Raw genomic sequence first — 17,103 nt, forward strand, 5'->3', positions numbered from 1 at the left:
TTACTTCTTCTCTATTAACCGTATTTCCTGCTTACATAATCTATAATCTGTAGTAATGCTATCCACTATAAAGGTTTTATTTGGAAGATGGTTATCAGTCATAGTAGCATATACTTTAAACTTGTTCTGTAGGTTCAGATTCAGAATAGCAGAAGGTGTACTATATTGTGTTACTAACCTATATATAAGATGCTCTTCCAGTCTATACATCTGCTTAGTAGCCTTATTATATACGTTATCCAGATAAGTAAAGCTAGTACCATTAGCACTATAGCAAACTGCACTATAGTTACATTCCTTATTATCCCAAGTACATATAGCAAATTCTTCTGAATCCATCTCATTTACAAAGTCCTCGTTTATAATGTTGCTGTATTCAGTATCAGAATCCTTTTCTTCTTCCTTCTGGAAGTTCTGAACTTTAGCCTGTATATCGAAGTCAGATAACCAAACAGCATCACATCTATAGCTATTATCTACTTTGTGTGGATGGTATAAAGTAAATGTAGGTTTACCAGTAATTACTTCATTAGTATTAGGCATCGGAATAGCATAACCTTCACCATCTATCCCCATATTCCAAGTAATGTTATTTTTAACTGGGAATATCCTGTTAATACAATGGTCTGACTGTCCTTGATTATCAAAGTATAATTTGAATGTACTATCTGTAGTAGTCCACCTAGAACCATTCCAGTACATACTACCATACTTTAACTTACAGTCTATGTAAAGATTATCTGGGTTGAAGTCATCTTTCTTGTTACTATACCCCTGCATTATATACATTTCAGATTCCCTATCCATAAATAGGAAGTTACCCTTAATAATCAGATAGGTAGAACCACCAATGAAGCTAACATTATTATCATTTACTTCCAGTTCAAACAATGGTCTTAGTTTACCATCATAAGTATTATGAACGTGTAACAGTACATAGTCTGTAAAATTAATATTATTGTACTTCTTATTAAAATCAGTAACCTTATCAAAGAAGGCTTTACAGATAGTAGCACCTACATAGTTCTGTGTAGTAGCATAGTTAATAGTAGAAGGTGCTGATACTTGTGCTAATGTAGCCTTATTGTAATAGTAGCATTTATAGTTGCTGTTCTTTAGATACTTAAAGAAACATTTGTGCATACCACCTTTACCATCTTCATTTACTTCCTGCACATAAGACCAGCTACCACCATAGTTGGTTAAATAGTTCTCATCCCAGATACTAGGTATAATGCTGTCAAAGCTGTATAGACTGTCTTTAACAGTAACCTTATTATATACATTATCTAAGGATAGCTGACCACCATTTTCAACATAATCACTGGCTTCTATCTCCTTAGACTGCTGTAATGTAACCTTAGTGGATGCTGTACTACCAATGGTAAACTTATAGTAGGTATTGATTCCCTTCTTAACAGCATCATAATCCAAGAAGTAAACCTTATCCCCATCAGCTACAGCAGTTACATTAAGGTACTTGCAAACTTCTTCCAGAACTTCCTGCATAGTCATAGGTTCATCATCTTCATCAAAGAAGTTCTGTTCACTGATATACATCTTACTAGGTAAACAAAAGTCAGATGTAGCATTTAATTGTGTATTATCCGAAATATAGAAGGAACTATAAGCATTACATTTACTAAGCAGATGGTTTATAATCTGGGTAAATGAAACTATATCTTTCTTACTGCCTATAATGGTGTACTTATAATACTGTAATGTACTAAGTGCATCTATGGCTTCTACCTCTATTTCTTCTAATTCATTCTCATAGCCTTGGCTGTATAGATTGGGTGTAACATACCCAACCCATACAATACCATCAGCATTACTAAGAACTACCTTATTCTGTTGTGCTGTACTACTATACAAATCAAACTTATAATCGTCTGTAATCATTCCTATAGTAGCACTACTATACTTGCAAGGCTTATATAAATGTGAATCAGAAGTTTCTAACTCGGTTATGAATGGTGTAGCAGATAAAGTAATGTTCTGCACTTCTCCAGAACCTATTTCCAATGTGTATAGCTTCTCATTTATATCATAGAATTGTGCTGTGTATTTCATCTTACTTTAGCTGTTTTGTTATTGTAATTGGCTAGAACTCCTACAAGTTCCTTGCCTTTAATCTTAAATTCTACCTGACCACCGCCAGCAGAACCTATAACCCCATTACCATTAAGCAGGTTAAACAGATTCCTTTGCTGTCTGTTATTAAGAATCATTTCACCAGCATTTACCCTAGCTAAGTTCATATCTCCTATAGTACTATTACCAGCAAATATACCACCAGTACTAAAAGAAGGAATACTAGCCAAAGCTGCTACTACAGCCGCCGCTGCTGCACCTGCTAACAACCATCCTACAAACGGTGTTTGGGCTGCACTGGCTACACCACTGGCAATAGCTTCACCTTTCTTAGCTGTAGTTAATGCTACAATTTGTGGGATAGCTGCTGCTACAGCACTAATCAAATTAGCACCCCAACTTAACCAAGCTGCCGCACCTTCATTGGTCATATTGGTTACAGAACCCATAATAGAAGCTATAGCACCTAAACTTTGTGCGTACTCATTATTCAGTTTGATATTCTTATTAGTAATAGGGTTACTAAACTTAGGAAGTGAAGTAGGTATTTCTGGCTTCACCATACCAGCCAAACCAGCAGGTTTGCCATCTAACTTTCCAATAGGTGCATTAGGATATTTGTACTGGAACTCTATTACCCTCTTCTGTTCAGTAAGTGCATTTAGTTCAGCATTGATTCTTATCCTATCTTCATTACTAATAGCTAGGCTTAATTCCTTTCTTAAAGATGCTATCTGTGCATCCAGTTCTGCTAATGAACCAGTAGGAATAACAGGTTTTAATTTAACCTCTCCATTATTAAGATTATCCTTTAAATCCTGTCCTGCATCAGACATATCTTTCTTAATAGTACCAGCCTTATCAGTAAAGGTTATAGCCTTATCTAGCATATCCTTTACTTCTTCACCGACTTCCGAAGTAAAGATATTCTGGAATCTAATCATATTCTCTAGGCTCTCATCTGTAGCTTCTTCCAGTTCCTTAACACCTTTAGTATAAGTATCTAAACCTTCACTACCTATACCAGCACCGCTAATCATCATTAAGTAACCTAGATTCCTAGTACCTTTAGCATCTGACTTCCTTTGCTTGTACTTCTCTAAATCTGCATATTCCTTAGTAGATGGGTCTAATAAACTCTCATATAGTTTCTGTGCTTCCTTAGCATCATTAATACCAGTAACGCCTTTAGCCTTCATTACTTCTTGAATCTGTTCCCAGAAGTACTTACTTTTACTTTCCCTCTCTAAGATTTCCTTCTTAGATAATTCTATGTAAGTGTTATAGGCTGCTGTTCTTTCTTCATTACTAATACCCTTCTTAGTAATAAGGTATTCATAGTTATTTCTTTCTGCTTCTAATCTATCTGCTTTAGATTCACCGATAGCCATAGCCATCTTAGCATTAGATAAGGCTTCTGTATATCTCTTAGCTAGTCCGATAGCATTTAATATCCCATTCTCAAATACAGTCCAATCACCACTATATAAAGATGAAAAGAAGTTATCTACAGTAGTCTTAGCAGTACCTACTACAGTATTCCAGTCCTGTTGTGCTTCTCTGGAACTATTAACAGCAGCATTAAATGCTTCTCCTGCTGTCATAGCTACACCTAGCACACCAGCAAATCTTCCTATAGTGGCTGTGATATTCCTTCCTACCTGCTGAAACTGCTGTACTTGTTGTGTGGACTGTCTTATGTTGTTATCAAATTGACTACTATTTAATAATAGTCTGGTTACTAAATCAGCCATATTTAATTATGTGTTGTATATTGTTTAGCTTTCTCTTTCAATCTCTTTATATCTTCATTACTAATAGATGTTTCTCCTGTAGTATCACTATCCCAAGTAAACTGCATTATATCAGTAGGCTTTAACTTCTTAGTGCTGTTACATTGTGCAATTACATAAGCTACCATTCTAGCCTGTTCCCAGCTATTTCTGTCCTTCCTATGTAGATTGCTAATCAATGGTTCTAACTCATACATCTGCATCTTATCTAGTACATATTCTGGGTCTAGTCCACCTTCTATTACTAAGGCTGAATATATCTCCTTAGTGGTTAGGACTTTTTTTTAGCATCCGCATTATTAGTAATGAATAGCTGCTGCTTCTCCAGTTCCTTCTTTAAAAAGTTCTGGAACTCTACCATAATACCCATATCTTCATCTATGGCTTCTATCAGTTCTTCAAAGGTTAGTGAACTGTCTGGATTATTAGCCATTAAGACACAGTAGAAGAATAGATATTCATCTGTGATAGTCTTTAACTCAAATGCCTTACCTGTAATCTGTTCATAGATAAATAAGGCTCTAAGAGTATATTTCAATTTGTAGTCTTGTCCTTTAATAGTCATATCAATAAGTATTAAATAATAAAGCCTTTACACCTCCATAACCTAGAGATATAAAGGCTTATAATTATGCTGTCTTTGTAAGTGCTCCAACACCTTCAAATGAAGCTGTAAATGTTGCATTATCTCCATTAGGTGCATTAGCTTCAAGTGCTGTAATAATAACATTACCCGAATATGTTCCAGTAGTGGCTGGCAACCATCCACCAGAAGGAACTTCATCTTTCTTTGTTGCGTAGTCTTTCTCTAAACAGAATACAGCCTTAATAGGTGTTCTGGCTGTCAGCTTATCGAATAACTGGTCAAAAGTCATACCTTCACCATCATTAGAATAAAGGTTCTCGGTACTACAGTTCCAGCTAATCTTTCTAGCAGCCTTAGCTACCCATTTACCACCGCTATCCTTAGAAGTGGTTTCTACTGTTTCTACATTTATACTTAGTTTGTGGCTAGTGGCAAATGCTATAGACTTATCGTCAATAAATAGCATTAAGTCACCACCGTTAATTACTTGTCCTGCCATTTGTCTTTATGTTGAATGTAAGGTTCTGAATGAATGTATCTTCTATATAATCCTCATCTGCATTTGTCATTCTAATATCGTGTATGTTAATACCAGAATAGTTACCCCTCTTACCTTGTAAGGCATTTTTAACCAAGTCAGCAATTTCTATAGATTCATTGTACTTATCAGAAGCTATAACCACTTCCACATAAGTATCTTCACTATATATAAATCTATCCTTACTATCAGATGGTTCTATACTTGTTCTTCTATAAACAATGAATGGAAATGTAGTACCTGTATCAGCTATTAAAGGGTAAATTTTATGTCCTACACTATCTATAACCTTTGCATCATTACTAAGAATATTATAGATAGCTTTACCTACTTGTAAACTCATCGTCTGTTCCTATTAGCTATTCTCTGAATTGACTGGCTTATAAGGTTATCCATATTATCAAAGATTTCCCTTTCCTTATTGGCTTTAGCTGTTCTAAAGAAATGTGCTGCATTAATACTACCTCTATTGGCTGATACTCTCTGCCTTCTAATGGGATTCCTTCCCCTAACAGATGCAGTATTACTACCAGTGGTTCTTCTAACTCTAGTGCCCAGTTCAAAGAACTTCAATCTAAAGTCACCCATAATATGTACTTTAGCTTCTTCTCCGTTTCTATCAGCATTAGCTTTGATTCCACTTATTAAGGTCTTACCATTCCACCAGTTTCTACTGGAAGCTGCCCTGCCTAAAGTCTGCCTTAGCTGCCTTTTAGTTTCACCGACTAAGATACCAGCACCCTTTCTTAAAGCACTTCTATAGACCTGCCTTTGCTGTCTGCTTGTCAAATCTGCAAACATAGAAGTAATCTGTCTGGCATCTACTTCTATATTATTCATTTATCAATTCAGTTACTATGGTTATTGATTGCTTATATAATTCTCGGTTAATACTAAGAATCCTGTACTTATTGCCATTCCAAATAATTCGCATTTGCTCATTAACTTTGTGATATAGCCTTATAGTAAAGGTAACTGTATAGCAGTGGATTATTTCATTATTCTGGTTCTGTCTGTTTCCAGAATTATAAGTAACCTGCGCTCTGGTACTTATAGCATCCTTCCAGTCTATACCATTAGCCCCATATACATCTTTTAGTGTTATAGGTTCTTGTATGGTAATTGGATAATTTAATAGTCCTGCCCTCATTTTATTTCATAGTGTTTATAAAGTCCTATAAGATATTCATAACTATAAGGCAGTTTAACTACCGTACCAAATGCTACAGGCTCTCTATTAGCATATAAGTTACCTATCATTAGTAACATAGCGTGAATTATAGCAGGTGGTAAAGTACCACCTACTTCTAATTCATCTAAAGCTATGTCTAAATGTTTAGATACTGAATCCTCTGCTACAGCTATTAAGTCCAGAATGTACATATCATCTGCCCTAAAATCCTCATCTACTAGCAGGTGTTTCTTTGCTTGTTCTAAAGTTATATACATAGCTTACTACTTATTAAATAGACTATAATTAGGCTTTAAGAACCTTCTTAACAAATGCTTCTGCTCTTCTAGGCTTGGCATCAAAGTAAGCATTGATAACAAGTCTTACTTTACCGTTAGCAGCTTGTGTATATGGGTCTACTGTTAAATCAATTCCACCCCATTGACCGATAACCAAATCAGCAAAATTACCGAAGATTACGCCCTTACCAGCTACAGCAGAAGTAGAAAGAACTGGATAACCGTTTACCTCATTACCTTCCATCAGATACTTACCAGTATCAGTACCCTTGTCAGTAGTCTTTAAATCAGCCTTAGCAGAAGGTGAAACAATAAACTTAATATCACCTCTCACATTCTTAGCTTCCAAATCAGCTTCCATCTTAACAATATCCTTGTAAGTGATAGCATTGCTATCTGCTACTACAGCATTAAGCATACCAGCAGGTTTCTTTGCATCACCAGCTTCACTACCCAAAATAGTAGCTTCAAGTTTGTTGGCAATAGCTGAAACAATATCTCTCTTTAGCATTTCCTCAGCAGAATTAGAGTCTTGAATTAAGAATTGCTTAGATACGTCGATATATGCAGTAAGTCTTTTAGGCTCTAGGTTTACTTCTGAGAATGTACCACCGCCATTAGAAGCAGCATCAACTTCACCAGCCCAGCCTACATTTGAACCAGAATAAACAGGAATAGAAACATTACCTACAAGTCCAGTCATATAAGAAGCACCTGCTTGTGCCAATACTAAATTTGCTCTCAATGGTTCTAGAATACCTAACTTATCTTCTGCTACATTCTCCTGTCCTGCTGTAGCTACAGTAGCTTTAATATCACCTCTTTCCTCGATAGGAAGTACAATCTGTCCGCTATAAGACTGACCAGCCTTGCGCATTTCTGCGATACCAGCAGTTACTACTTCCTGTGCTCTCTCGTCTAATTGTCTGTTATTGGCTACATCATTGATAGCCTTTAAAAGTGAAAACTTTTCTTTCATAGTATTAGTTGTATGTGTTGTTTGTTTAAGGTTATCTTCTTCAATCTTCCTAATCTGAATATCTATATCTGCCACTTCTTTAGTAAGTGCATCAAATTCTACCTGCTCGCCAGCATTTAGCTTTCTTACTTCCTTCTCAGCACCAGATATAATTTCCTCTGCTCTCTTTTGAAGCAGTTCCTTTTTGTCCAGTAGTTCTAAGGTGTTCATTAGTTTAACTTACTCCTAAGTCCAGCGAAGTAATCTTTTAAATCCTCGCTCTCTAAATCCTGCATCTTTCTTAATGCTACAGATGTATCTGGATATGCTTCTTTATATACTGGTGATACATCGAATAATTCTTTGAAGCTATTGATAGTTCTTAAATAACTACCATCTTCCTTCTTAGTCCAAGTATCTTTACCGATAGTAAAGGCAAATGAAGAAGTACTAATATCACCCCTTCTAAGACCTTCTAACAGTTCATCACCTAAAGCAGTGTTAGGTGCTTCAAACCTGTATTTAAGTCCAGTATCATCTATAGTTAATTCTAGGCTTCCAGTACCATATTTAGACCTGGCTAATATACCTCTATCCTCATTGTGATTCAGTAAGCATAGTATATCAGACTTTTCTAAAATACCTTCTAAGGCTGTAGGTTCTATTACTTCAGTAAAGCCACCTAAATCCCTAGACTGCTTACCGAATACTAAAGCATACCCTTCTACAGTCCTAGAATCCATCTTTACAATTTCATTACAGTTTCTTAGTTCTCTCATAGTATTGTTATTATTCCAATAGAATCCAACCAGTATTATCTATCTTAGTCTGTAATGCTGCTACCTGTTCCTTTAATAGCTTGTTCTGTTCCTCTAAGGATTCAACATACTTTCTTAATGCAGAATCATCATAGTTACTAAGTCCAGCCAGTTTCTGTTTCTCTGGTGTTGTGTAGTCATTAGTAGATAAACCTTTGCCAGATACCTTGTCCACCTTATTAGCTATGCCAGCCTTAATAATAGAATCATCATAAACAGTATCAGTAAACTTAGCATTAGCAGGTACATCACATTCTACTGTATGTCCGTTTACAGTATCAGCATTACCACCATCAGCAGGAACTTTAGTAGGAATACTATCCTTTACCTTCTTTAGTTCATCCTGTAAATCGGTTTGCTTAGTAATATCACCTTCTATAGTACCCCATACAGCATTAACTGTACTACCAATCTTGGCACTGATTCTATCCAGTTCTAATACTCCTTCTTTAGTTGCTCTCTGTAGTTCCATTACTTCAAATAATAATTAGTCTGCCCTTTAACTACCTCATCATAATAAGCATCATTAAACATAGCATTAGGACTTTTAAAGCTGTAGCTGTAATAGATTAGTCCAGATTGTAGCTTATCTAGGTCAGATGAATTAATAACCGCCTTATCTATTCTATCTTCTTCTACTATACCAGTCAAATCACCACCTTTAAAATTACATTCTATAAACTCTGCTGGGTTTGTGGTGTAAAGCCTAAGTATAAATTCAGAAGTGTTTCTTACCCTAAATGGAATACCGTCCTTATCTTCCAACTTAATATTGAATACTAAGTCAGTTCCCTTGTAAATTGTCTGTATCATTGATTATATTGTTATTAGATGGAATGTTATTAGCAGCATTTTTAATCTCCATTAGATTAACCTGTATAAAGTGAGAATCCCCACCATCTATAGCAGGTAAATCCAACTGCTTTCTAATCTCATTAGCACTAACCACACCGATATTAAATAGTGTATTGTAGTAGTTTGCTAAAGATTGTTTGTCTGCTCTTAGTAATACAGAAGTATCAAATCTTACATCTATTCTACTCCTTTCAGAAGGCTTATACAGCTTCCTTTCAAACTCTAATTCTATCTTCTCTAGTAATGGTGATAATGTATCAGTAAGAAAAGCTAGCTGGGTAGCCTCAACAGTACTATAACTGCTCTTGGATAAGTCAAATGCTTTAACTGGTGATACTCCGAAGAACCTACAAATATCAATTACATTAAACTGTCTGGTTTCTAATAGTTGTGCATCAGCAGGATTCACTGTAATAGGTTGAAAGTCCATATTACCTTCTAATACAGCCACTCCATTAGGTGTACCAGTAGTAGGACTAAAAGCAGTCTGCCAGCTAGTTTTTAAATCTACCTTCTGCTTACCAGTTAAAGTAGATTGTACTTTAAGAATACCAGCCAGATTAGCACCACCTTTAAAGAATCCTTGTGCGTGTGATTCAGAATCTGTAGCCAGTCCTAAAGTCTGTCTGGCGTGTTGTAAAGTACTGATTCCAGTAATACCATCATAACTAAAGTTCAGTATATGAATCATATTGCAAGGCTCTACCAGTCCTTTAATGCCTACAACACTATATTTAATTCCGTCCTTCTGTTCAGTAATAGTAACATAATCTGGCTGTAAATAATGAAGTGCCACTGCATCTCCTTTAGCATCTCTTTCTATGTAAGCATATCCATTACCTTTAAGTAGTGTACTTACTATCAAAGTCTTTATAAAAGTAAACCTACTCATCTTATTGTTCGGCTCTTTGTTCAGTAAGTAGTAAGTAGGATGCTTAATAAACTTTTCTTTATAACCAGAATCAGTAATATAATATGGCTCTAATGGAAGCTGTGCCACTGCATCACTAATAACATCTACACATCTGTAGACTGTAGATAACAGCATAGCCTTATTAGTGGTATAACCGCCATTCATATTATACATTAAGGAATCACAGAATAACCCTCTGGTTTCCTGTTCTGGTTCTTTCTTTTTAAACCAATTAGTAAAAATTCCCATTAAATAGTCAGTATTTCATTTGTGTAATGTGGTGTTCTCAGATACATACCTAAAGCCTGTATCATTGCTATAGTTCCATCTATCTTCTTCTTATCTACTGCCTTATTCGGTTTAACATTACCATTATAATCAGACTTCAAAGTAACATTTCTAAAGCAGTACCTATTTATTTCATTGTTATCAATAACTGCCTTACCAGATAATATCAGCCTTTCCAGTTCTCTAGTAGGCATATTAAAGTTACCTAGTGTTTGTGGATATTCTTCTAATGGTAATCCCTGCTCTGTAGAATCTATAGCCCATTGTGTAGCATTATACTTGTCATATCCTACAGACTGGATATTAACTACATCAGCATATCTAAGCATATCAGCAGTTATATAGTCATAATCGGTAACATTGCCACTGGTAACAGTAAGATACCCCTGCTGCTTCCAGTATTTGTAAAGTTCCTTATCTGCCTTATCCTTTAATGCCGATTCTGGAAGATAGTAATGTGTTTTGAAGTAGTAAGTACCATCCAGTACTACTAAGTAGGCTACAGCAGTCAAATCCGAAGTAGCAGCCAAATCCACACCTACATAGCAATCCATACCAGCAAACTTATTAAGGTTTACTTCCTGACTGCACTTAATAATATAGTCCTCTGGTAGCCACACATTAGAACTGTCACACCATAAATTCAAAGTCTTAGTTTTAACTCCGACTTCATCAGCAGGGTTATTTATTGCCTGTTGTACCTGTCCTCTAATGTATTTGGAAGTTACTGTAATATCCAAGTTTGGTGCACATTTAACCCAGTTCTTTTCATCTCTCCAATCATCATCAGCATCTAAAGAATAGATAGCTATAAACATTTCATCATCTACCTTTAAGCCATTAAGCACCTCTATAGCTACGGTTCTTAATTGGTAACAGGGTAAAGTCTTATCGAAGCCAGCAGTAGTAATAGTACAAAGATGCGGGTTCATCCTCATCCCCATACTGGACTTAATAACATCACGTACTTTACTATTCTTAGCAGCGTGATATTCCATTATATTCATACTTGTTCGTTAGGCAAGTACCGTCTGGTAGGTAGTTATCCCACAAAGACCGCTCTAAGTTACCTTAGAGTTTAGACTATATCTTAACTTGACCTTTTCCCTTTTCATTAGTGTATTTTACACTAGGCTTAAAACCATCATAATCACATACCTTACACCAAAAGAATCCATAAGCTGCTCTTTTATAACACATTGCATTTCCAATGTTAGATTGTTTATAACCTAATTCTTTTGCAGCATCACTAGCAGACTTCCATTCTTTAATAATGTTCAGTTTTGTATCTAATTGATAAACAGGCTTTTTGTGTCCTTCTGCACTTCTTTCCATAGATGATTTACTTCTCATATCAGCAGTTATAACACCAGCACCACCTTTGGAAATATTAGTAAGATTACATCCAATACTTTTATAGGCTTTTATATAGTATTGTTCCATACCTTCCCATTCACCGTTTGATACTTCATCTATTTGTTCTATGATTGGTTTTAAATCTTTTTGAATCAAAGTTCTTATCCATTTACAAACGTGTCTGCACTCATTATGCTTAGCAGCGTTTATATGTTGTGATAATCTTTGATTTAAACTCTGAATTGTTACCCCTACATATCTAACCTCATTGGTTGTAGGGTCTGTTAAGGTGTAAACTTTCATATATTAAGATTTTAATTATAACTATGAAAGTTTGTCAAGTCCTCCCCATTTCCACCCACTTGGGTGTACTCTACTCACTTCCATCTGTAATAGATGTGTTTTCGATAGTCGTTGAGCCTTCATCTTATCTCTAAGATGCTTGGTTTCTGATTGTCCTTAACTACACGCTTTATTAAGGAGTTCCCAGAAGTTAAAGGAGTTTTAATTGAACAAATCTTTATCCAATAAACCAAAACTGGCATTAAATCCATCCAGTTTACTATCATCAGCAGCCAATACTTTCAACTTGGAATTAGTAAGGTTAAACAGAATATCAGCTCTATAGGCTGTAAGATACTTGCCTTTAGAATCCAATCCCTTACTAAACTTGCTACACATATCAAAGGCTATCTTAGCTTGCTCTTTACTATTAGCAGCCAGTAATACTTCTGCACCATCTTCACCATCAGCTATTAAATAATACAAGCATAAAGCAGCAGCCAAAGCTGTCTTACCCTGCTTCCTACTTACTTCTATATAGCTGCTAGTATATCTTCTGGTAGTAGTTCCCTTCCAGTAGAATCCAACTATATTAGCTATTATAAACTGCTGCCATCCTTCTAAGGTGAATGGTTTACCAGAATGTCTACCTGTATAATGCTTCAATGTGCTAATGAACAGAATGGCTCTATCTACCTTGTCCTCTTTAAATTCCAAATCATCCCTTTGCAGGTCATTCAGGAATCTCTTACAAGCTAGTTTAATAGTTTCACCAGCTATTATTTCACCATTAAGAACCCTACTACAATATTCATAGTAAAGTTTGGTATTCATTACCTAGTTTCCTTTCCTTCCTTTATAAACTGCTCAAATGGGTTATATCCGTCCTGTTCTACTTTAGGCAATTTAGTTCTAGCCTTAGCTGTTAGTCCGAACTCCAGCATAACTTTCATAGCTTGCGTTTGAGCATCTTTAGCAATCTTAATAGCTGGGTGCGGTGCTATGTTACCTCTATCACTGGTAACAGTCAAACCTTCATCTTCTAACTGTTTGGATGCCTTAATGAACATACTGTAGTTTCTAGCCAGCATCGTTAAAGCTGCACTATCCACATTCTCTAACATACCAGTACTATCCAGCTGTTCCAGTACATTCTGCATATATACCTTAGCATCCTTTTCAATGTCCTTTGGAATAGTGTAATTTATCATATTATAGTCTTTTTAATTTTTATAATTTATAAAGCTATGCAATGGCTCTAATTGACTTATAATCACTACAATACAATTATTAAAGAATGTGAATTATTTATTTGGAAGTCTGTTAAGGTATTAGTAAATTTGTAATACAATTAAAGGCTAAACTATGGAAAGAAGAAGTAATTACCCAATAGAAATTAAAGCTAAAATAGACCTAAATACCGACCTGCTACTAACAGAACTACAGCAATTACTAGGCAAAGACAGGTCTAAACTACTAAGATTGATAATAGCAGATTTCTTTAATAGAAATATTGATATTATAGATGAACATACTAACCACAAATCAGATAAAGCACCACTAATAGAAGCCATACTAAAGGACTTCTTCAATTATAACAGGGAAACCATTAACCAGTACATTAAATTCAAGAATGATAAGACCACCTAAATCAGTCCTTCTACAGTATGTATATGATTACGGACTAGACAAAGCAGCAGCATTATTTCACATTGATATAGAAACAGCAGATAAGATAATTAACTGGAAGCCACAATATGACCAGTACAGCTACAATACAGTAATAGATAAGCCACTTCATAGAAATGCTTCTAAAATAGCTGATATAATAGCCAAACATTATCCCGAATTAGTAAAGCAATACACCACATACTATAAAGACAATATCTATATGTCCCAGACTGTAGAAGATTTCCTACAGAAAGCAGTAATAAGATGTATGGAAGTAGGACTGGAAGAAGTAACAGAAGAATCTGTATTAGCATTACTAAGAGTACAATTCAATACTATAAGATGCTATACTAAGAAGTCCAGCTATACAATGAATAGTAAATTAGCACCATTGGAAGTACAGAATGAAGAAGGTGAATACATAATACCATCAGAACTATATGCCATACCTAAAGAAACCGAATAAGCAGCCTTCCAGAACATTTAACAGGGAAGAAAGACAGAAGATATACCAATCTACCAAATGGAAGGAATTAAGACTAGCTAAGCTAATGCAGCAGCCATTATGTGAACTCTGTTTAGCCAAAGGCATTATTAAGCCAGCAGAAGATATTCACCACATAGATTCCTTTATGAATTATACTGGCACTAAAAGACTAGCCAAAGCATTTGACTTTAATAACCTTATGTCTATCTGTAAAGAGTGCCACGCAAAAGAACATCACTATGAACATTAAATTAAGCATACCAGTATTACAGGCATTAACCAATAATGAAGCATTTACTTACTTCTGCACATTAGTAGCCATTAGTAAGAATCCAGATAGTACTATTAAAGATATAGTAAGAATAACAGGTGTTAGTGAAACTACCATCTTTAACCATCTAAAGAAGTTTGAAGAAGTAGCCAACCTAACAATAGATAGAACTGGATGCAGTAATAAGTATAGCAATACAGAACCTACCAAGTTCTTTGTAACCATAGATAGCAGCCTGTTAGATACAGATGTAGATAGATTAGTAATCGGCTTCTTAATCCGATTCAAATGCTGGTCTAGAATAGCATCCAATATAGTAGATTTATCTCTGAATAGAATAGTTCACGAAATAGGGGTACAACATAATACAGTATATTCAGCTTTAGAAGCTGGTCTAGTGGAAAGGAGTGATAAGAAACTTTACTTTAAGTTCATTCATCCATCACTTTGCATACTGTAATACAAGAATATAGCTGTTATAACATCCTCAATATAAATTTTAAAATTTATTACAATAAATTTGGATATGTCAAAATATTTCACTATCTTTGTATTACAATAAATGAAGGAAACTATCATACTGAAACATAGATTTTAATTCGATTTTCTAAGTGGACTGGCTAGCTGATTAGCCAGTTCTTCCACTTAATTCACATCTAAGAATCACAAAGTTATTACCATAAGTACCTTTTGAGCATATTTTAGGTACTGAATGTTAATTATTCATCATAATTTTTGAGTTTGGGTTAGTTAAGCGTAGAATAGTAAGCGTAGTGATACGCTTATTATTTTATTTCAAGTGTGACAAATTTTGGTAGCGAAACCTCAATCTTCTATAGAAAGAATACCCAAAAATGTCACACCCTTAATTCAAACTCCAGATGCTTCTAAACTCCAGATTTTAAACCGACTAACTAAACAAACAATTTACAATTATGACAAACATTATTATTACTAAAGAGTACAAGTATTTAGGTGAATATCCATTATTCAAAGAGAATGGTTTACCAGTAGGATATTTAATAGATAAAGGTAAAGTAGGCTGTGGCGGAACATCTATAGCTTTAGAAGATGGTAAAGATACTATTATATGTGTTCCCTTTGTATCACTAATTAAGAATAAGATGCAGAAATATAATACAGATGGTAAGGTTAATGTACTAGGTGTTTATGAAGGTGTTACCACATACGAAATTAGAGAGTATTTGAATACTAAGAAAGGTGCTAAAAAGATTATGTGTACTTATGATAGTTTAGCTAAAGTTGCTGGTATTACTGGTTATAACTACTTCTTACTAATAGATGAACTACACCTGTTATTTATCCAGTATGTCTTTAGAAACAAGGCTGTAAGGACTGTATTAGACGAATATAAGAAATTCAAAGAATGGTCATTCTTAACAGCTACCCCTATTGAATATGATTTAATGCTGGAAGAACTAAAGGATATTCCGACCTTTAAAATAGACTGGGAAGATAAGACCGAAGTAAAGGTAAATGCAGTACAATGTAAGTATGTAGGTGCTACAGTAAAGAAAGTTATCAATGACTTCTTAGAAGGTAAAGTATTCGGTAATGCCCACTTCTTTGTAAACTCGGTGGAATTTATTGCTACTATGATTAAGAACTGTAACCTTACTAATGAGAATACCAGAATCATCTTTAGTAAGAATAATGAAAGTTATAAGCATACTTGCCAAGGTGTTACTAATGGTGAAACTACTGACCCTGTAAAGAAGATAAACTTTTATACTTCCACTTGCTTTGAAGGCTGTGATTTATTTGATACAGAAGGTAAAATTTATATCATCTCTGAAAGCACTAAGGCACAAACCTTAATGGATATTAGTACACAGGTAAGACAGATAGCAGGTAGAATTAGAAATACCCAGTATGCAGATACTATTACACATCTTTATAAAGCTACCAGATACAATACAGACCTTACTTATGAAGAATATAAGCAGGTAGTTCTGGAAGAAGAACAGAAAGCCAAATCATATATTACTAAGGTTAATAATGATAAGGAAATTAAGGAAGGGACTAAAGAAAGTATCTATCATTACATTTGGAAGGATGAAGAAACTGGTGAATTTGTATTTGACCCTAATAGGATGAAACTGGATATTTATAACTTCAAGGTACTTAACCATACATACAGTTTACAAGTTAATTTAAGCACTGAATATAATAAGGCTGGTATGGCTGTAGGATGCAGTACAGATAAGACTTCTGATAAGCTATTAAAGAATGATTCAGCCAGAACTACCTTTAAGGATGCTATAGAAGAATATGATTCTATAATGCAAAGAAAGGAAGGTATGGTATTCAGTCTTACAGATGGTGACAGATTAGCCTTATTAAAAAAGAAATATAGCTATATCAAAGATGCTTATGAACTACTAGGTATGGAACAGATTAGGGAACTTAAATATCATACTTCACATATTCAAAGACTTCTTATTAGTATCTCTGAAAAGATGGATAATAATGCTAAGGTAGCTAAGTTACTGCTTACTATTCCTGCATTTAGAATCGGTGAATTTATTCCTTCTGCTGATATTAAAGATTGCTTGAATAGTATTTATGGCACGCTAGGAATCAAAGGAAAAGCTAGCATTAAAGACTTTGAAGATTATGCTAAGATTAAGGAAGCTAGGAAAAGAATAGATGGTAAGCAGGTAAGAGGTTATATTATTCAGTACATTAAAATTAAGTAAGCT

The 17,103-nt window shown here is 34.8% G+C and carries 23 protein-coding genes; 5 read left to right on the plus strand and 18 right to left on the minus strand.

Going from position 1 to position 17,103, the window contains the following annotated elements; genetic code table 11:
- The 18 genes from HUX74_RS16700 to HUX74_RS16785 form a co-directional block, all read right to left on the minus strand.
- Complete coding sequence (locus HUX74_RS16700) at positions 1-2,073, minus strand: hypothetical protein (protein ID WP_174647049.1); 2,073 nt, start codon at positions 2,071-2,073, stop codon at positions 1-3.
- Complete coding sequence (locus tag HUX74_RS16705; RefSeq protein ID WP_174647050.1) at positions 2,070-3,848, minus strand: hypothetical protein; 1,779 nt, start codon at positions 3,846-3,848, stop codon at positions 2,070-2,072. The genes HUX74_RS16700 and HUX74_RS16705 overlap by 4 nt, the downstream gene beginning before the upstream one ends.
- Before the next feature lie 2 nt (positions 3,849-3,850).
- Complete coding sequence (locus tag HUX74_RS16710) at positions 3,851-4,084, minus strand: hypothetical protein (RefSeq protein WP_317190578.1); 234 nt, start codon at positions 4,082-4,084, stop codon at positions 3,851-3,853.
- A 74-nt stretch (positions 4,085-4,158) separates the two neighbouring features.
- Entirely contained in the window at positions 4,159-4,452 is a 294-nt protein-coding gene (locus tag HUX74_RS16715) for a hypothetical protein (protein WP_174647052.1), read from the minus strand.
- A gap of 64 nt (positions 4,453-4,516) precedes the next feature.
- Positions 4,517-4,972, minus strand: coding sequence for a phage tail tube protein (locus HUX74_RS16720; RefSeq protein ID WP_117853079.1), 456 nt, complete (start codon positions 4,970-4,972; stop codon positions 4,517-4,519).
- Positions 4,953-5,354: a DUF3168 domain-containing protein gene (locus HUX74_RS16725; RefSeq protein WP_174647053.1), complete on the minus strand. Its 402-nt coding sequence runs from the start codon at positions 5,352-5,354 to the stop codon at positions 4,953-4,955. Before HUX74_RS16725 ends, HUX74_RS16720 begins: the two co-directional genes overlap by 20 nt.
- Positions 5,351-5,851: a hypothetical protein gene (locus tag HUX74_RS16730; protein ID WP_174647054.1), complete on the minus strand. Its 501-nt coding sequence runs from the start codon at positions 5,849-5,851 to the stop codon at positions 5,351-5,353. Before HUX74_RS16730 ends, HUX74_RS16725 begins: the two co-directional genes overlap by 4 nt.
- Entirely contained in the window at positions 5,844-6,161 is a 318-nt protein-coding gene (locus HUX74_RS16735) for a phage head closure protein (RefSeq protein ID WP_174647055.1), read from the minus strand. Before HUX74_RS16735 ends, HUX74_RS16730 begins: the two co-directional genes overlap by 8 nt.
- The gene (locus HUX74_RS16740; RefSeq protein ID WP_117596101.1) at positions 6,158-6,460 is read right to left on the minus strand and encodes a head-tail connector protein; all 303 of its coding nucleotides are present in this window, start codon (positions 6,458-6,460) and stop codon (positions 6,158-6,160) included. Before HUX74_RS16740 ends, HUX74_RS16735 begins: the two co-directional genes overlap by 4 nt.
- Before the next feature lie 28 nt (positions 6,461-6,488).
- Positions 6,489-7,670 (minus strand): phage major capsid protein, encoded by a 1,182-nt coding sequence (locus tag HUX74_RS16745; RefSeq protein WP_174647056.1) that lies wholly within the window; start codon positions 7,668-7,670, stop codon positions 6,489-6,491.
- Positions 7,670-8,218, minus strand: a complete 549-nt coding sequence (locus HUX74_RS16750) for an HK97 family phage prohead protease (RefSeq protein ID WP_117573185.1) — start codon at positions 8,216-8,218, stop codon at positions 7,670-7,672. Before HUX74_RS16750 ends, HUX74_RS16745 begins: the two co-directional genes overlap by 1 nt.
- Positions 8,219-8,228: 10 nt before the next feature.
- Positions 8,229-8,729, minus strand: coding sequence for a hypothetical protein (locus HUX74_RS16755; RefSeq protein WP_174646761.1), 501 nt, complete (start codon positions 8,727-8,729; stop codon positions 8,229-8,231).
- Complete coding sequence (locus HUX74_RS16760) at positions 8,729-9,070, minus strand: hypothetical protein (protein WP_174647057.1); 342 nt, start codon at positions 9,068-9,070, stop codon at positions 8,729-8,731. The genes HUX74_RS16755 and HUX74_RS16760 overlap by 1 nt, the downstream gene beginning before the upstream one ends.
- On the minus strand, positions 9,042-10,274 hold the full coding sequence (locus tag HUX74_RS16765) for a phage portal protein (protein ID WP_174647058.1): 1,233 nt from the start codon (positions 10,272-10,274) through the stop codon (positions 9,042-9,044). Before HUX74_RS16765 ends, HUX74_RS16760 begins: the two co-directional genes overlap by 29 nt.
- The gene (locus tag HUX74_RS16770; protein ID WP_254592881.1) at positions 10,274-11,320 is read right to left on the minus strand and encodes a terminase TerL endonuclease subunit; all 1,047 of its coding nucleotides are present in this window, start codon (positions 11,318-11,320) and stop codon (positions 10,274-10,276) included. The genes HUX74_RS16765 and HUX74_RS16770 overlap by 1 nt, the downstream gene beginning before the upstream one ends.
- 76 nt (positions 11,321-11,396) lie before the next feature.
- Positions 11,397-11,972, minus strand: coding sequence for a GIY-YIG nuclease family protein (locus HUX74_RS16775; RefSeq protein ID WP_174647059.1), 576 nt, complete (start codon positions 11,970-11,972; stop codon positions 11,397-11,399).
- Between the two features lie 201 nt (positions 11,973-12,173).
- Positions 12,174-12,785 carry a terminase large subunit domain-containing protein gene (locus HUX74_RS16780; RefSeq protein WP_254592882.1) on the minus strand — a complete coding sequence of 204 codons (612 nt, stop codon included), beginning with the start codon at positions 12,783-12,785 and terminating at the stop codon, positions 12,174-12,176.
- Positions 12,785-13,162 (minus strand): phage terminase small subunit P27 family, encoded by a 378-nt coding sequence (locus HUX74_RS16785; RefSeq protein ID WP_117678201.1) that lies wholly within the window; start codon positions 13,160-13,162, stop codon positions 12,785-12,787. The genes HUX74_RS16780 and HUX74_RS16785 overlap by 1 nt, the downstream gene beginning before the upstream one ends.
- Positions 13,163-13,316: 154 nt before the next feature.
- Here HUX74_RS16785 and HUX74_RS16790 point away from each other — a divergent pair, with 154 nt between their 5' ends.
- The 5 genes from HUX74_RS16790 to HUX74_RS16810 all read left to right on the plus strand — a co-directional run bounded on the left by HUX74_RS16790 (position 13,317) and on the right by HUX74_RS16810 (position 17,100).
- Complete coding sequence (locus HUX74_RS16790; RefSeq protein ID WP_117573198.1) at positions 13,317-13,601, plus strand: hypothetical protein; 285 nt, start codon at positions 13,317-13,319, stop codon at positions 13,599-13,601.
- Positions 13,585-14,088: a hypothetical protein gene (locus HUX74_RS16795; protein WP_174647060.1), complete on the plus strand. Its 504-nt coding sequence runs from the start codon at positions 13,585-13,587 to the stop codon at positions 14,086-14,088. Before HUX74_RS16790 ends, HUX74_RS16795 begins: the two co-directional genes overlap by 17 nt.
- An 85-nt stretch (positions 14,089-14,173) precedes the next feature.
- Positions 14,174-14,359, plus strand: coding sequence for an HNH endonuclease (locus tag HUX74_RS20835; RefSeq protein ID WP_229108380.1), 186 nt, complete (start codon positions 14,174-14,176; stop codon positions 14,357-14,359).
- Entirely contained in the window at positions 14,349-14,840 is a 492-nt protein-coding gene (locus tag HUX74_RS16805) for a helix-turn-helix domain-containing protein (protein WP_174647061.1), read from the plus strand. The genes HUX74_RS20835 and HUX74_RS16805 overlap by 11 nt, the downstream gene beginning before the upstream one ends.
- Positions 14,841-15,315: 475 nt before the next feature.
- Positions 15,316-17,100, plus strand: a complete 1,785-nt coding sequence (locus HUX74_RS16810; RefSeq protein WP_174647062.1) for a DEAD/DEAH box helicase family protein — start codon at positions 15,316-15,318, stop codon at positions 17,098-17,100.
- Positions 17,101-17,103: the final 3 nt, after the last annotated feature.

Origin of the sequence: Bacteroides sp. Marseille-P8574, assembly GCF_902825465.1 — a bacterium.
GTDB classification, from domain to species: Bacteria; Bacteroidota; Bacteroidia; order Bacteroidales; family Bacteroidaceae; genus Bacteroides; species Bacteroides uniformis.

Excerpts from the sequence above, each read along its gene's own strand:
- HUX74_RS16700 (WP_174647049.1), bottom strand. The coding sequence starts at position 2,073 with ATGAAATACACAGCACAATTCTATGATATAAATGAGAAGCTATACACA.
- HUX74_RS16705 (WP_174647050.1), bottom strand. The coding sequence starts at position 3,848 with ATGGCTGATTTAGTAACCAGACTATTATTAAATAGTAGTCAATTTGAT.
- HUX74_RS16710 (WP_317190578.1), bottom strand. The coding sequence starts at position 4,084 with ATGTATGAGTTAGAACCATTGATTAGCAATCTACATAGGAAGGACAGA.
- HUX74_RS16715 (WP_174647052.1), bottom strand. The coding sequence starts at position 4,452 with ATGACTATTAAAGGACAAGACTACAAATTGAAATATACTCTTAGAGCC.
- HUX74_RS16720 (WP_117853079.1), bottom strand. The coding sequence starts at position 4,972 with ATGGCAGGACAAGTAATTAACGGTGGTGACTTAATGCTATTTATTGAC.
- HUX74_RS16725 (WP_174647053.1), bottom strand. The coding sequence starts at position 5,354 with ATGAGTTTACAAGTAGGTAAAGCTATCTATAATATTCTTAGTAATGAT.
- HUX74_RS16730 (WP_174647054.1), bottom strand. The coding sequence starts at position 5,851 with ATGAATAATATAGAAGTAGATGCCAGACAGATTACTTCTATGTTTGCA.
- HUX74_RS16735 (WP_174647055.1), bottom strand. The coding sequence starts at position 6,161 with ATGAGGGCAGGACTATTAAATTATCCAATTACCATACAAGAACCTATA.
- HUX74_RS16740 (WP_117596101.1), bottom strand. The coding sequence starts at position 6,460 with ATGTATATAACTTTAGAACAAGCAAAGAAACACCTGCTAGTAGATGAG.
- HUX74_RS16745 (WP_174647056.1), bottom strand. The coding sequence starts at position 7,670 with ATGAACACCTTAGAACTACTGGACAAAAAGGAACTGCTTCAAAAGAGA.
- HUX74_RS16750 (WP_117573185.1), bottom strand. The coding sequence starts at position 8,218 with ATGAGAGAACTAAGAAACTGTAATGAAATTGTAAAGATGGATTCTAGG.
- HUX74_RS16755 (WP_174646761.1), bottom strand. The coding sequence starts at position 8,729 with ATGGAACTACAGAGAGCAACTAAAGAAGGAGTATTAGAACTGGATAGA.
- HUX74_RS16760 (WP_174647057.1), bottom strand. The coding sequence starts at position 9,070 with ATGATACAGACAATTTACAAGGGAACTGACTTAGTATTCAATATTAAG.
- HUX74_RS16765 (WP_174647058.1), bottom strand. The coding sequence starts at position 10,274 with ATGGGAATTTTTACTAATTGGTTTAAAAAGAAAGAACCAGAACAGGAA.
- HUX74_RS16770 (WP_254592881.1), bottom strand. The coding sequence starts at position 11,320 with ATGAATATAATGGAATATCACGCTGCTAAGAATAGTAAAGTACGTGAT.
- HUX74_RS16775 (WP_174647059.1), bottom strand. The coding sequence starts at position 11,972 with ATGAAAGTTTACACCTTAACAGACCCTACAACCAATGAGGTTAGATAT.
- HUX74_RS16780 (WP_254592882.1), bottom strand. The coding sequence starts at position 12,785 with ATGAATACCAAACTTTACTATGAATATTGTAGTAGGGTTCTTAATGGT.
- HUX74_RS16785 (WP_117678201.1), bottom strand. The coding sequence starts at position 13,162 with ATGATAAATTACACTATTCCAAAGGACATTGAAAAGGATGCTAAGGTA.
- HUX74_RS16790 (WP_117573198.1), top strand. The coding sequence starts at position 13,317 with ATGGAAAGAAGAAGTAATTACCCAATAGAAATTAAAGCTAAAATAGAC.
- HUX74_RS16795 (WP_174647060.1), top strand. The coding sequence starts at position 13,585 with ATGATAAGACCACCTAAATCAGTCCTTCTACAGTATGTATATGATTAC.
- HUX74_RS20835 (WP_229108380.1), top strand. The coding sequence starts at position 14,174 with ATGCAGCAGCCATTATGTGAACTCTGTTTAGCCAAAGGCATTATTAAG.
- HUX74_RS16805 (WP_174647061.1), top strand. The coding sequence starts at position 14,349 with ATGAACATTAAATTAAGCATACCAGTATTACAGGCATTAACCAATAAT.
- HUX74_RS16810 (WP_174647062.1), top strand. The coding sequence starts at position 15,316 with ATGACAAACATTATTATTACTAAAGAGTACAAGTATTTAGGTGAATAT.